Origin of the sequence: Neorhizobium sp. SHOUNA12A, assembly GCF_023006505.1 — a bacterium.
GTDB lineage: Bacteria > Pseudomonadota > Alphaproteobacteria > Rhizobiales > Rhizobiaceae > Neorhizobium.
Genome location: NZ_JALBGV010000001.1, coordinates 1 through 13,070 on the forward strand (window position 1 = coordinate 1; position 13,070 = coordinate 13,070).

A 13,070-nucleotide genomic window follows, 5' to 3' on the forward strand; every position below is an offset into this window, starting at 1 on the left:
CGCAATCTGGGCGCTGTCGAGCGCGGCGGCGGTGCCGACGGCGCTTGCCTGCAGGCTCGTCGCGCGCTTCTGGATGATCTCGGCGCCGCGGACAGCAGCTTCGAGAGCGCCTTGCTGGGCCTGGGACTGCTTCAGCGCCGCTTCGCCGCCGACGATCTGCGCGTCGATCCGCAACACTGCGAGATTGGCGGATTCTATGGCGGCCTGCGCCTTGCGAAGTGCGAGCTGGTAGTCGCCGTCGTCCAGCGTGACGAGCGAATCGCCGGCCTTGACGGCCTGGTTCTCGACGACGTTCACCTTGGCGACGTAACCGGAAACCTTCGGCGAGATGACCGCGATATCGCCTTCGACATACGCATCGTCCGTCGAAACCAGGAACCGGCCGTCGATCCACCAGTTATAGCCGTACCAGCCGGCGCCACCAAGGAGGGCAAGCGCGATGATCGGCAGCAGGAGACCGCGGCGCTTCTTCTTTTCCGGCGCTTTGGCAGCGGCCGGGGCCGCAATCGCCTCGGCAGCCGCAGGCTGTTCAGCCGCAGGCGAAGCCTTGCGGGCTTCAGCCTCCGAAAGGTCGACATTTTCCGTCGTCACGGCGCGCAATGCGCCGGTATTGTGAGAGGCCGTCATCTTCATATACCGTCTTGGGAGCGTCTTATTTCATCGAACCGATCGGTTCAGCGACCTTGACTTAGACCTTTCGATGACACATATCAAGAGCAATCGAACCGCTCGGTTCGAAAAGGTTAAAAAAGGGCATCGAAATGGCCAGGCAGACAAGGAAACTGGAAAAAAACGATCCGATTGCCGCCGGACGTTTCGCAGCGGGCGAAGACCCGGCGAAACGCGAACAGATTATCGACGGGGCAAAGAGCGTCTTTATGAAGCTCGGCTTCGACGCGGCGAGCATGAACGACATCACCCGCGAGGCGGGCGTTTCTAAAGGCACGATCTACGTTTACTTCCAGAACAAGGAAGACCTGTTCGGGGCGATCGTGGCGCGCGAACGCGAGCGGATCACCCTGCGTATGCGCGACATCCTCGCAGGCAGTGAGGAAGTCGAGGACGGTCTCTACCGCTTCGGGATGGGATTTGTGACCCATATCACCTCTCCGCAGGTGATCGGCGCGATGCGCACCGTCATCGGCGTCGTCGATCGTCTTCCAAACATCTGTCATCACTTCTTCAACTCACCGTCTCAAAACGTACGCACAGTTCTTGAGGATTTCCTTAAGCGTCATATCGCGCTCGGCAATCTGAAGATCGAGGATACCGACCTGGCGGCGCGTCAGTTCATCGATATGTCGAGCGGCACATTTTTCAAGTTCCGCCTGTTTGGCGATCTCGATGACGTGCCGCCCTTCCGCGAAATCGACCGTGCTGTTACGGGTGCGATCCGGGTATTCATGGCAGCCTACGGCCTGCATAACGCTTCCGTGACGACAAAAACCAAAGAACATGCCTGATTTCAGGAGGTTGTAACGCAACCTCCTCTTGTCTTTGCATCTCCAGTCCTTAAATCGGGACGGCAATTACGCCTTGCGATTGAAAGAAGGGAATGTTGATGCAGGATATCGTCGCGCTGGTTCAGGATCCGGCCGCCTGGGTGGCGCTCGTCACCCTCGTCGTCATGGAAGTCGTGCTCGGCATCGACAACCTGATCTTCATCTCGATCCTCACCAACAAGCTGCCGCCTGAAAGCCGCGAGCGCGCCCGCAGGATCGGCATCGGCCTGGCGCTTGTCATGCGGCTCGCACTGCTCGGCACCGTCGCCTGGATCGTCCAGCTCACCAACCCGATCTTCGAGGCCTTCGGCCATGGTTTCTCCTGGAAAGACCTGATCCTGATCGCCGGCGGCCTTTTCCTTGTCTGGAAGGCGACCAAGGAAATCCACCACTCCGTCGATGTCGACGACCATAAGGAAGACCTGGTCGGCGCCGGCAAGGACGTGCTCAAGATGAGCTTCGCATCTGCAATCGGCCAGATCCTGCTGCTCGATCTCGTCTTCTCGATCGACAGCATCATCACCGCCGTCGGCATGACCCCTCACCTGCCGATCATGGTCGTCGCCGTCATCGCCGCCGTCACGGTGATGCTGATCGCCGCCACTCCGCTTGCCAATTTCATCGAGAAGAACCCGACCATCGTCATGCTGGCGCTCGCCTTCCTGCTGATGATCGGCGGCACCCTGATCGTCGAAGGTTTTGGCGTGCACGTGCCCAAGGGCTATATCTACGCCGCCATGGCCTTTTCCGCCGGCGTCGAGGTGCTCAACATGGTGGCGCGCAACGCCCGCAAGAAGAAAAAGGGCAGCGGGACGACGCTGCACTGATGGTGACGTTTCCCTTCCGTCAAGTCGAGCATCGCCTTGATGCCATATTCAGCATATGCTAGATAAAGCATCAAATGGCGCGAGCGACCCTGATCATGGAAGGTCTGGCAGCTTCCGGATCCCAACGCGGAACGTCCACATGGATTGAAATATTCGCTTTTCTTCGGACGCCCGGGAGAGCGAATTATTGGCTACGACAACGAAGCTGGCAAAGGCGATCACCGCCATTATCGCGATCATGAGGAACCCTATCGTTTCGAGAGCCTCGAACGGATGATCGGGGATTTCGAAGACGATGTCCGCCGGGAGTTGAAGGTATGAGCGAAGTTCGGATCCACGTTTCTAATATGGACGCGTTTTTCGAAAACGCGACAAGGGCTGGAGCGCGGATCGACGCCGGCGATTTCAGCCTGCAGCCGGGCGAGATTGCCTTCGAAAGCATGGATCTTCTCTTAAAGGTGCTGACCGGCAATCGCTGGCGGCTTCTGCGCGCCCTGAAAGCGGCTGGCACCTCCTCGATCCGCCAGCTCGCTCATTCCCTGAAGCGGGATTATCGCGGGGTCCATGCCGACGTGGTCGCCCTGGCCGAGGTCGGTCTAATCGAAAAGACCGCGGAGGGCCTGGTCAAGGTTCCCTGGGATCGCATCACGGCAGAAATGGCGATCACTGAAGCGGCCTAGTTGGAAGGCAAAGAATTGCTCCGGCTTTGCCGGGCCACTCAGCTCTTCGCCAGTTCCCTTTCGACCGCGTCGACCAGCCGGCTGTCCTGCGCATCGACATCAGGCGCAAAGCGGGCCTTGATCTCGCCGTCGCGGCCGATCAGGAATTTCTCGAAATTCCAGACGATCTCGCCGTCTTCGACTTCCATGCCGAAGCCCCGCAGCTTTTCCTTCATCGGACCGTCGCCGGTGGTCGGCACGCCGGAGCCGGTGAGACCCTGGTAGAGCGGGTGCTTGTCCTCGCCCTTGACGGAGATCTTCGAGAAGATCGGGAATTTTACATCGTAAGTGAGCTGGCAGAATTCGACGATCTCGGCATCCGTGCCGGGCTCCTGGCCCTTGAAGTTGTTGGCCGGGAAAGCGGTGATCACGAAACCATCGCCGCGCTTGTCTTCGTAGAGTTTTTCGAGGCCTTCATACTGCTTGGTCAGGCCGCATTTCGAGGCGACGTTGACAACCAGCATCACCTTGCCTTTGTATTCCGAAAGCGTGGTCTCGCGGCCATCGGCCAGCTTCACCGGCACGTTCAAAACATCAGTCATCGACAAATCTCCATTTAAAACAATCTGGTCGTTTTGCCGCGACACCCTATCGAAGCGGCACCGGTTGTCCAGTGGACGGGCGCCCTGTCGATCAGTCGCGCCGGAACTTTGAACTCGTCTCCGCATTGATGGGCCCGATCGCCGCGAGCACCAGTCTCGGTTTTCGGCCGGAGGCGTTTCTGATGGCGGTGGCGATCGGCGCCGGCTGCGATTTCCTCACCCCGGTCGGCCACCAGTGCAACACGCTGGTCTTCGGCCCCGGCGGCTACAAGTTCTCCGACTATCCCCGCCTCGGTCTGCCGCTTTCTTTCCTGATCATCCTCGTCAGCGTGCCGGCGCTGCTCTATGTCTGGCCGGTGAGGTAGGGCTGCGGCCAAGTACCTTGACGCCAAAAACCTTGACGCTTGCGGCTGAATATGGCCTAAGCCTGCGCCAATCCGCATTTCAAAAACAGGTTTGGCGCCTTCCCGGCCGCCACAGATAGAGCATTCTTCATGATCGCCACGAAGCCCCGCGTCCGCATCGCCCCCTCGCCGACCGGCGAGCCGCATGTCGGCACCGCCTATATCGCGCTCTTCAACTATCTCTTCGCCAAGAAACATGGCGGCGAATTCATCCTGCGCATCGAGGATACCGACGCGACGCGCTCGACGCAAGAATTCGAGCAGAAGGTTCTGGACGCGCTGCGCTGGACGGGCCTGACCTGGGCCGAAGGCCCGGATGTCGGCGGACCCTATGGCCCTTACCGCCAGTCCGACCGCAAGGACATGTACCAGCCCTATGCCCAGCAGCTGCTCGACAAGGGCCACGCCTTCCGCTGCTTCTGCACGCCGGAACGCCTGGAGCAGATGCGCGAGGGCCAGCGCGCTAGCGGCAAGCCGCCGAAATACGACGGTCTTTGCCTGAACCTGACGGCCGAGGAAGTGACCTCCAAGATGGCGGCGGGCGAAGGCTCGGTCATCCGCATGAAGATCCCGACAGAGGGCTCCTGCGACTTCCATGACGGCGTTTACGGCGACGTTTCGATCCCGTGGGATTCGGTCGACATGCAGGTCCTGATCAAGGGCGACGGCATGCCGACCTATCACATGGCGAACGTCATCGACGACCATCTGATGAAGATCACCCATGTTGCGCGTGGCGAGGAATGGCTGGCCTCGGTGCCGAAGCACATCCTGCTCTACCGCTATTTCGAGTGGGAACAGCCGGTGTTCATGCACCTCTCCCTGATGAGGAACGCCGACAAGTCGAAGCTGTCGAAGCGCAAGAACCCGACCTCGATCTCCTATTATTCCGCGCTCGGCTACCTGCCGGAAGCGCTGATGAACTTTTTGGGCCTGTTCTTCATCCAGATCGCCGAAGGCGAAGAGATGCTGACCATGGACGAGCTCATCGAGAAGTTCGATCCGGACAACCTCTCCAAGGCCGGCGCGATCTTCGACATCCAGAAGCTCGACTGGCTGAACGGCCGCTGGATCCGCGAAAAGCTGACGCCGGACGAATTCGTCGCCCGCACGCTGGAATGGGCCATGGAGAACAGCCGGCTGACGGAAGGCCTGAAACACTCGCAGAGCCGCATTTCCAAGCTCGGCGAACTGCCGAACCTTGCCGGCTTCCTGCTGTCCTCCGATGTCGGCCTGACGCCGGCCTCGTTTGCAGGCCTGAAGACCAGCCCCGCCGAGACGCTTGAAATCCTCACCACCGTTCAGACGGATCTGGAAAAGATCCTGGAATGGAATGTCGAGACGATCGACGCTGAACTGCGCGCCGTGGCCGACAAGCTCGCCAAGAAACTGCGTGTCGTCACCCCGCCGCTGTTCGTCGCCATGTCGGGTTCGTCGCGCTCGCTGCCGTTGTTCGATTCGATGGCGCTGCTCGGCCGGTCCGTGGTGCGCCAGAGGCTGAAGATTGCAGCGACAGTGGTGGCATCCATGGTGGGCGACGGAAAGTAAGAAACCGCATGCCTTCATATTGAAGGTGGATGTACAGCATACCCCCCTCTGCCCTGCCGGGCATCTCCCCCTCAAGGGGGGAGATCAACCGGAGGCGCCACCTCCGCCCTAACCAGCGTCGAATGCTGGGCATGCGATGACAGAGAGAGGGCGATGAGCAAGCTCCATCAGATCTCCCCCCTTGAGGGGGAGATGCCCGGCAGGGCAGGGGGGGTAACCGCAACGAAGACAGCCCGAAGAAGGCGAAACACGATGACCGAGAACACGACCGAAACCGCCCTCTCCTCCGACGCCACACAGGTGCGCGCCCAGAAACTCGCTTTGCTTCGTGAAAAGATCGGCGATGTCTATCCGGCGCATTTCCACCGGACGATGACCAATGCGGAGCTGGCCGAGAAATACAAGAACCTCGAGGCGGACGTCGAGACACAGGACATCGTCACCGTCGCCGGCCGGGTCTATTCCTCGCGCAATTCCGGCATGTTCATGGATATCCATGACGCATCGGGCAAGGTGCAGATCTTCTCGCACAAGGATACCACCCCGCAGGAAGCCCGCGACCTGTTGCCGATGGTCGATATTGGCGACATCGTCGGCGTCACAGGCGTCGTGCGCCGCACCAAGCGCGGCGAGCTGACCATCAACGCCCAGAACATCACCATGCTCACCAAGTCGCTGCTCCCCATGCCGGAGAAGTGGCACGGCCTGTCGGATGTCGAGCTGCGCTATCGCAAGCGCCATCTCGACATCATGACCAACGAAGAGTCGAAGCTCCGCTTCCAGCAGCGCAGCCGCATAGTCTCGGGCATCCGTCGCTTCATGGAAAACGACGGCTTCATGGAAGTCGAAACCCCCATGCTGCATTCGGTCTATGGCGGCGCCACAGCCGAGCCGTTCAAAACCCATCACAACACGCTGAAGCTCGACATGTATCTGCGCATCGCGCCGGAACTGTTTCTGAAGCGCACGCTGGTCTCGGGCCTCACCGACAAGGTATTCGAGATCAACCGCAATTTTCGGAACGAAGGCGTCTCGACCCGGCACAATCCCGAATTCACGATGATGGAGTGCTATTGGGCTTATGCCGACTACGAGGACATCATGGACCTCGTCGAACGCATGTTCTCGACATTGGCCATGACCATCCACGGCACGACCGAAGTGAAGTTCGGCGACAAGGAACTCTCCTTCAAGGGCCCGTTCAAGCGCGTGCCAATGCCCGATGCGGTGAAGGAAGCGACCGGTATCGACTTCCTTGCCATGAAGACCGACGAGGAAGCCCGCACCGCCGCCAAGGCCGCTGGCTTTGCGGTCGAGAAGGATTGGACCTGGGGCGAATGCCTCGCCTTCATCTTTGAGGAAAAGGTCGAGGGCACGCTGATCCAGCCGAGCCACGTGACGCATTTCCCGAAGGACATCTCGCCCTTCGCCAAGGAAGTGCCAGGCGAACCGCGCCTCGTCGAGCGCTTCGAGACCTATTGCAACGCCTGGGAACTGGGTAACGCGTTTTCCGAACTCAACGACCCGGAAGAGCAGCGCAAGCGCATGGTCGAACAGCTGGAGCAGGCGCATGCCCGCGGCGAAAAGGACAAGCAGCTCGACGACGAATTCCTGGATGCGATCGACCAGGGCATGCCGCCCGCCGGCGGCCTCGGCATCGGCGTCGACCGCCTCGTCATGCTGCTGACGGATTCGCCCTCGATCCGAGACGTGATCCTGTTCCCGGCACGCCGCGCCAAGGCGGACTGATAGGGTTCGCCTCTGCCACCCTACGGTCGTCATCCTCGGGCTCGACCCGAGGATCCACCGGCTGGGCACTGCGGATGCTGGATCCTCGGGTCGAGCCCGAGGATGACGTGGGGAGGCTAAGACCTCCCCCTACTCAATGCACAACCTTGGCCACCGGGCCCTTCGCATCCGAAGCTGAAGCCGCCTCTGCGGGTTTTGCGGGTGCGGCGGGAGCCGGTTGGCCCCTGAGCTTTGCGAGCCATTCGGCGCCAGCGGCGTCAGCGTCCGTTGAGCCGCTGGTCTTTGCCGGAGCCGCGTCGGCATGCGGCGCTTCGGGCGGTTTGGTCCCTGAAACGACAGTATCCACATCGGTCTGCTTGGACCAGCGCTTGCCGCCTTCCGCAGACGTGCGAGGCGCGGGCGCGGGCTCTGCCGGCTTGGCTGGCTTGGCTACGGCCTGGGGTGCGTCGGCCTTCTCCTGTTCGCCGCTGCCGGAGAACATGCCGGTTATCGAGGCGAGAAAACCACCCTCTTGCTTTTTCGGTTCGGCGGATGCGACCTGAGCAGGTGCGGCCGGCTTCTGCTTGCCTTGGCCCTGATCGGCGGCAGCCTTGTTCTGTGCTACAGGTGCCGGATGCGTGACCGCGGCCGGAGCCGGATGGGCGGCGGCAGCCGGAGCGGCAGCATGGGTTTGAGCGGCGGCGGCACCGCCCTCGGGCGCGTGTGCGGCTTCTGCCGGCGCTTCCGCCTTCGAGCCGAAGATCATGCCGGTGATGGAGCTGAAGAAACCGCCGCTTTCCTTGGCCGCAATTTCGTCACCATGGCCTTCGGCCGGAGCACCATGCGCATCGGCTGGCGCTCCATGCGGGTCGGCTGCAGGCTCGCCATGACCGGAAGCGGGCTTTTCGCTCATTGCTCCGTGGCTTTTCGGCTTTTCGCCATGGCTGGCGGAAGCGCCGTGCTCACCTTCCGGCGCCGCGACGACAGGTTCGACGCAATCGGCGTGGTCGGTCAGCCGTGCGGTGAGCGTCTCGACATCCTCAAGCGGCAGGTCGATGCGCATGCCGTAATATTCGCCGTTCGAATTGGCCGCGCCGTCGAGGTAATAGGCTGAGTAAGGCCTCACGTCGGCGCCTTCGGGCGCCTTGTTGGGATCCGGAATATAGACGACCTGGGCACCGATCGCACGGCCGCGCATCTGAGCGCGATCGCGGGGGCCGGCCTTGTCGATCATCGCCACCTGGACGAGATCCGCCTTTTCCTTTTCCTGGACCGCCTTGGCGACACGCAAGGCCGTGCGGATGCGCGCCAGACCGTCGCCGGTTCCGTCGCTCACCACGTATTTGCGGATCCAGTAACGCTGATCGCGCTTGATCTTGACCGTTTCCAGCGCGGTACATTCGAGCCCGTTGATCTCCAGATAGGAGGGGCCGAGGATCTTGTCCGTGCCGATGAGCACAGCAGCCGCACCGCTGCCACCGCCGAGAACGACGATACTGCCCATGAGGATGAAGACGAGCTTCTTGGAAAACCGGAACTTCAGACCCTTCACTTGCCGAGCTCCGGCATGATCAAACTCCATATCTACGCAAAACAACAGGATGGAATAGTGCCGGGATAGTCGCCTATTCTTGTTGAGGAAGCTTTAAGCCGGGCCATTCTTTTTGTGCCCTGGAGGTCTTTCTTCGGGTCGGCCTGCGCCATTCCGAAACGTTCCAGCTTTTGATGCGCCCCTCTTGCGCAAATCGAACCGCGGGTATATACCCGCTATATGCCGAACGACACATGCCATTGCATCCTGCTGCGCAAAGCCTCCCGAAAGGTCTCGTCCTATTACGACGAGGCCCTCGCGCCGCTCGGGGTCAACATCGGGCAATTCAGCCTGCTGCGCAACATCAACCGGCTGGCGCCGATCTCGCTGACCGATCTCGCCGTCCAGGTGGAACTGGACCGTTCGACGGTCGGCCGCAATACCAAGGTGCTGGAGCGCATGGGCCTGGTGACGATCGGCCATGGCGAGGATCAGCGCGAGGCGATGCTGACGGTGGCGCCGAAGGGTGCGGCGATCCTGAAGCAGGGCGCTCCCCTCTGGGACAGCGTCCAGGACGATATCGAAGCCCGGCTCGGGACTGAGAAAACCAGACAATTGCAGGAGCTGCTGGCGGCTCTCTGATTTTTATGCAAAAGCGGGCATATACCCGAAATTCACATGCTGCCGGTGCGGCAACGACCAGGAAAGGGACAGAACCATGATCTCCAATCGCGCCGCCCAATGGATGGCGGCCAGAAACCTGCACTACGGGTGGGTGGTTGCCATCACCACATTCCTGACGATGCTCGCGACCGCCGGCGCCATGGGCTCGGCCGGCGTGATGATCCAGCCGTTGCATCAGGAGTTCGGCTGGGATATCGCCGACATCTCGTCCGCCATGGCGGTGCGTTTGCTGCTGTTCGGGCTGCTTGCTCCGTTTGCCGCCGCTTTCATGAACCATTTCGGCATCCGCCAGGTCGTAACGACCGCGCTGGCGCTGATCCTGGGCGGCATCGTCGTTTCACTATTCATGACCGAGGTCTGGCAGCTGGTGGCGCTTTGGGGCATCGTCATCGGCGTCGGCACTGGCATGACCGCCATGGTGCTTGGCGCAACGGTAGCTTCCCGCTGGTTTTCGCAACGTCGCGGCCTCGTCATGGGCATGTTGAGCGCCAGCAATGCGACCGGCCAGCTCGTCTTCCTGCCGCTCCTGGCGGACTTGAGCGAAACCTATGGCTGGCGCGCGGCACTGGCGCTGACCGCCGTCGCCATCAGCGCCGCCATGATCCTGGTGCTGGCGCTGATGCGCGACCATCCCGCCGATGTCGGCCTGCCGGCCTATGGCGAGACGACCGTCTCCAAGCCACCGAAGCAGGATCACAAGCTGCTGACCACGCTGATCTCGCCGATCACCACGCTGAAGAGCGCCTCGGCCAGCGGCACCTTCTGGGTTCTGTTCGGCACCTTCTTCGTCTGCGGGCTTTCCACCAATGGCCTTATCCAGACCCACTGGATCTCGATCTGCGGCGATTTCGGCATGGCGCCGCTGGCCGCCGCCAGCACGCTGGCCGTGCTTGGCATCTTCGATTTCTTCGGCACGATCATGTCCGGCTGGCTTTCCGACCGATACGACAACCGCATCCTGCTCTTCTGGTATTATGGGCTGCGCGGCCTGTCGCTGATCTACCTCTCTGTCTCCGGCTTCAGCTTCTATGAACTGTCGGCCTTCGCCGTCTTCTACGGGCTGGACTGGATCGCCACCGTGCCGCCAACGGTAAAGCTCGCCGCCGACAAATTCGGCCGCGAAAAGGCCGGCATGGTGTTCGGCTGGGTGTTCACCGGGCACCAGCTGGGCGCTGCCACCGCGGCCTATGGCGCAGGCTACCTGAAGAGCGGTTTCAACACCTACATGCCGGCCCTGCAGATCGCCGGCGTGATGTGCATGATCGCCGCGGTTTCCGTCCTGCTGCTGCGCAAGCCGGGCACCGCCAAGCTGGTGCCGCAGCCGGCCTGATCTTCTCTCGGTCTGCCGGTGAGCTTGCCCCTCATCCGGCTGCCGCGAATGAATACAGAAAGGCCCGTCGCGAGACGGGCCTTTCTTCATGCCGGCGGTGGAAGCTGGTATCAGGCTGCGGCGAGGGTCAGTTCCTTCTTGATGATCTGGCGCAGCGACGCGAGGTCCTTGGCGAAGGCGCGAATGCCTTCCGACAGCTTTTCGGTCGCCATCGCGTCCTCGTTCAGCATCCAGCGGAAGGACTTCTCGTCGAGCGACTGCAACGGCTCCGCGTTGAAGGTTTCCGGCACGAGCTTGCGCTCCAGCTTGCCGGTGTCCTTGTCGAGCTCGTCGAGCAGAGCTGGGCTGATCGTCAGGCGGTCGCAGCCCGCCAGCGCTTCGATTTCACCCGCGTTGCGGAAGGAGGCGCCCATGACGATCGTCTTGATGCCGTTCGCCTTGTAGTAATTGTAGATGGCGCGCACCGAGACGACGCCCGGATCGGTCTCGGCCGTGTAATCCTGGCCGGTCGACTTCTTGTACCAGTCGAGGATGCGGCCGACGAAGGGCGAGATCAGGAACACTTTGGCTTCTGCGCAGGCGATTGCCTGGGCCTGGCTGAAGAGCAGCGTCAGGTTGCAGTCGATGCCTTCCTTCTGCAGCACTTCGGCGGCGCGAATGCCTTCCCAGGTGGAGGCGAGCTTGATCAGGATGCGATCACGCTCGATGCCGCGCTCCTTGTAGGCGGCGATGATATGGCGAGCCTTGGCAATCGACGCTTCCGTGTCAAAGGACAGGTCGGCATCGACTTCGGTTGAAACGCGGCCCGGCACCAGCTCGGACAGGGCGGCACCGACGGTGATCGCCAGACGGTCGGCGACGGCGGACACGACGGCGTCCGGATTGCCCGACTGTTTGCGGCCCCAGGCAATCGCTTCCTTGACCTTGTCGGCGAAGATGGGCGTGCCGAGCGCCTTCAGAACGATGGTCGGGTTGGTGGTGCAATCCACGGGCTTCAGGCGGGCGACCGCCTCGATGTCGCCAGTATCGGCAACGACCGTGGTCATGGAACGAAGCTGCTCTAGTTTAGACGTCATCCGAATATTCCTCGATATATGGAGAACTAAACGCCTGTTGCGCGATTTGGCTCCTCCGGCGCGTTGGCAAGAATTATCCCCTGTCGGCGATCAAAAAGTCAAGACATTTGTTCTTCGGAATTGACATATGTGTCAGTTGGAACAAATATCATGAGGCTTGTCCATCATTGTCCCGGGAGGCCCGTTGGCTAGGCTCAGACACGAGACCCATACCGCCTATTCCGAAGCCGCCTCCATGCGGCTGCGGGCGGCATGGCTTTATTATAACCAGGGATTGACGCAAAAAGATGTCGCCGAACGGCTGGGCTTGAGCCGCTCGACGGTGATCCGCCTGCTCGACGAGGCGATGAAGCGCTCCGAGGTCCAGATCTGGATCAGCGAAGGCATCGACACCTGCGTCGAACTGGCGATCCGGCTAGAAAAGGCCTACGGGCTGGACGAGGCCGTGGTCGTGCCGGCCCCGCGCGACAACAGCGCTGCGGCGCTCGCCAGCTCGGTCGGGCTGGCGCTCGGGCAATTCCTTTCCGAAGTGGTGCAGGACGACATGACGATCGGCGTCGGCTGGGGCCGCACCATGACCGCCTCGCTCGGCAGCTTTCGCCCGCCGCGGCGGAAGAACTGCAAGGTCGTCTCACTGCTCGGCGGCATCGTTGCCGTCCACCAGACCAATCCGATCGACTACACCTGGCGTTTCGCCGGCCAGCTGGGCGCCGAATGTTACATGTTCCTGGCGCCGCTTCTGGTCGACTCGGTCAAGACCAAGCGAGCGCTGATCGAGCAATGCGGGCTCAACACGATCTACGATCTCGCCGAAAATCTCGACCTCGCGGTGGTGAGCTGCGGCGATATCGGGCCACATTCGACCTCGCTGTCGGAAGGCTTCATCTCCAAGGCCGAGCTCGACCGGCTGATCGCGGCCGGCTGCGTATGCGACACAATGTTCAATTTTCTCGATGAAGAAGGCCGCTCGGTGGATCACAAGCTGAACGAGCGGGTGATGTCGGTGGATCTGGATACGCTGAGACAGGCCAAACACATCGTGCTCTCCTCCGGCGGCGCGCACCGCGCGGTAGCGATCCGCGCGACGATCCGCAGGGTCGGGTGCAATACGCTGATTACGGATGAGACGGCGGCGAAGGAGTTGTTAAGGTTGAACGAACCTTCCTAAGGAGCACAAGG

The 13,070-nt window shown here is 61.4% G+C and carries 12 protein-coding genes and 2 pseudogenes; 10 read left to right on the forward strand and 4 right to left on the reverse strand.

Going from position 1 to position 13,070, the window contains the following annotated elements; all coding sequences use genetic code 11:
* The coding region (locus tag MOV63_RS00005) for an HlyD family secretion protein (RefSeq protein WP_247031124.1) at positions 1-627 on the reverse strand (627 nt) is incomplete at its 3' end.
* A gap of 134 nt (positions 628-761) precedes the next feature.
* On the opposite strand from MOV63_RS00005, the gene MOV63_RS00010 reads away from it, so the two are divergent.
* The 4 genes and pseudogenes from MOV63_RS00010 (at position 762) to MOV63_RS00025 (ending at position 3,009) form a co-directional block, all read left to right on the forward strand.
* Positions 762-1,463 carry a TetR/AcrR family transcriptional regulator gene (locus MOV63_RS00010; protein WP_038545406.1) on the forward strand — a complete coding sequence of 234 codons (702 nt, stop codon included), beginning with the start codon at positions 762-764 and terminating at the stop codon, positions 1,461-1,463.
* Positions 1,464-1,561: 98 nt separating this feature from the next.
* Positions 1,562-2,329 carry a TerC family protein gene (locus MOV63_RS00015; RefSeq protein WP_247030989.1) on the forward strand — a complete coding sequence of 256 codons (768 nt, stop codon included), beginning with the start codon at positions 1,562-1,564 and terminating at the stop codon, positions 2,327-2,329.
* 114 nt (positions 2,330-2,443) lie between these two features.
* Positions 2,444-2,650: pseudogene (locus tag MOV63_RS00020) on the forward strand (DUF6516 family protein); the annotation flags it as partial.
* A complete protein-coding gene (locus MOV63_RS00025; RefSeq protein ID WP_247030991.1) occupies positions 2,647-3,009 on the forward strand; it encodes a hypothetical protein in 363 nt (120 codons plus the stop codon). The pseudogene MOV63_RS00020 and the gene MOV63_RS00025, both read left to right, overlap by 4 nt.
* 38 nt (positions 3,010-3,047) lie before the next feature.
* On the opposite strand, the gene MOV63_RS00030 is transcribed toward MOV63_RS00025, so the two are convergent.
* On the reverse strand, positions 3,048-3,590 hold the full coding sequence (locus tag MOV63_RS00030; protein WP_247030992.1) for a glutathione peroxidase: 543 nt from the start codon (positions 3,588-3,590) through the stop codon (positions 3,048-3,050).
* Between the two features lie 125 nt (positions 3,591-3,715).
* Between MOV63_RS00030 and MOV63_RS00035 the strand changes: the two are divergent.
* The 3 genes and pseudogenes from MOV63_RS00035 to lysS form a co-directional block, all read left to right on the forward strand.
* A pseudogene (locus tag MOV63_RS00035) lies at positions 3,716-3,955 on the forward strand (SLC13 family permease); the annotation flags it as partial.
* A gap of 129 nt (positions 3,956-4,084) precedes the next feature.
* On the forward strand, positions 4,085-5,542 hold the full coding sequence (gltX, locus tag MOV63_RS00040) for a glutamate--tRNA ligase (protein ID WP_247030993.1): 1,458 nt from the start codon (positions 4,085-4,087) through the stop codon (positions 5,540-5,542).
* Between the two features lie 252 nt (positions 5,543-5,794).
* Positions 5,795-7,291, forward strand: a complete 1,497-nt coding sequence (gene lysS, locus MOV63_RS00045) for a lysine--tRNA ligase (RefSeq protein ID WP_046600035.1) — start codon at positions 5,795-5,797, stop codon at positions 7,289-7,291.
* A 133-nt stretch (positions 7,292-7,424) separates the two neighbouring features.
* Here the strand turns inward: lysS and MOV63_RS00050 are convergent, their stop codons facing one another.
* Positions 7,425-8,822 (reverse strand): hypothetical protein, encoded by a 1,398-nt coding sequence (locus MOV63_RS00050; RefSeq protein WP_247030994.1) that lies wholly within the window; start codon positions 8,820-8,822, stop codon positions 7,425-7,427.
* A gap of 219 nt (positions 8,823-9,041) precedes the next feature.
* On the opposite strand from MOV63_RS00050, the gene MOV63_RS00055 reads away from it, so the two are divergent.
* Together MOV63_RS00055 and MOV63_RS00060 are read left to right on the forward strand one after the other, a co-directional pair.
* The gene (locus MOV63_RS00055) at positions 9,042-9,443 is read left to right on the forward strand and encodes a MarR family winged helix-turn-helix transcriptional regulator (protein WP_247030995.1); all 402 of its coding nucleotides are present in this window, start codon (positions 9,042-9,044) and stop codon (positions 9,441-9,443) included.
* Between the two features lie 76 nt (positions 9,444-9,519).
* Positions 9,520-10,815 carry an MFS transporter gene (locus tag MOV63_RS00060; protein ID WP_247030996.1) on the forward strand — a complete coding sequence of 432 codons (1,296 nt, stop codon included), beginning with the start codon at positions 9,520-9,522 and terminating at the stop codon, positions 10,813-10,815.
* A gap of 110 nt (positions 10,816-10,925) precedes the next feature.
* On the opposite strand, the gene tal is transcribed toward MOV63_RS00060, so the two are convergent.
* Positions 10,926-11,891 (reverse strand): transaldolase, encoded by a 966-nt coding sequence (tal, locus tag MOV63_RS00065; RefSeq protein WP_247030997.1) that lies wholly within the window; start codon positions 11,889-11,891, stop codon positions 10,926-10,928.
* A 235-nt stretch (positions 11,892-12,126) separates the two neighbouring features.
* Between tal and MOV63_RS00070 the strand changes: the two genes are divergently transcribed.
* Positions 12,127-13,059 carry a sugar-binding transcriptional regulator gene (locus MOV63_RS00070; RefSeq protein ID WP_405029285.1) on the forward strand — a complete coding sequence of 311 codons (933 nt, stop codon included), beginning with the start codon at positions 12,127-12,129 and terminating at the stop codon, positions 13,057-13,059.
* Positions 13,060-13,070 lie beyond the last annotated feature (11 nt).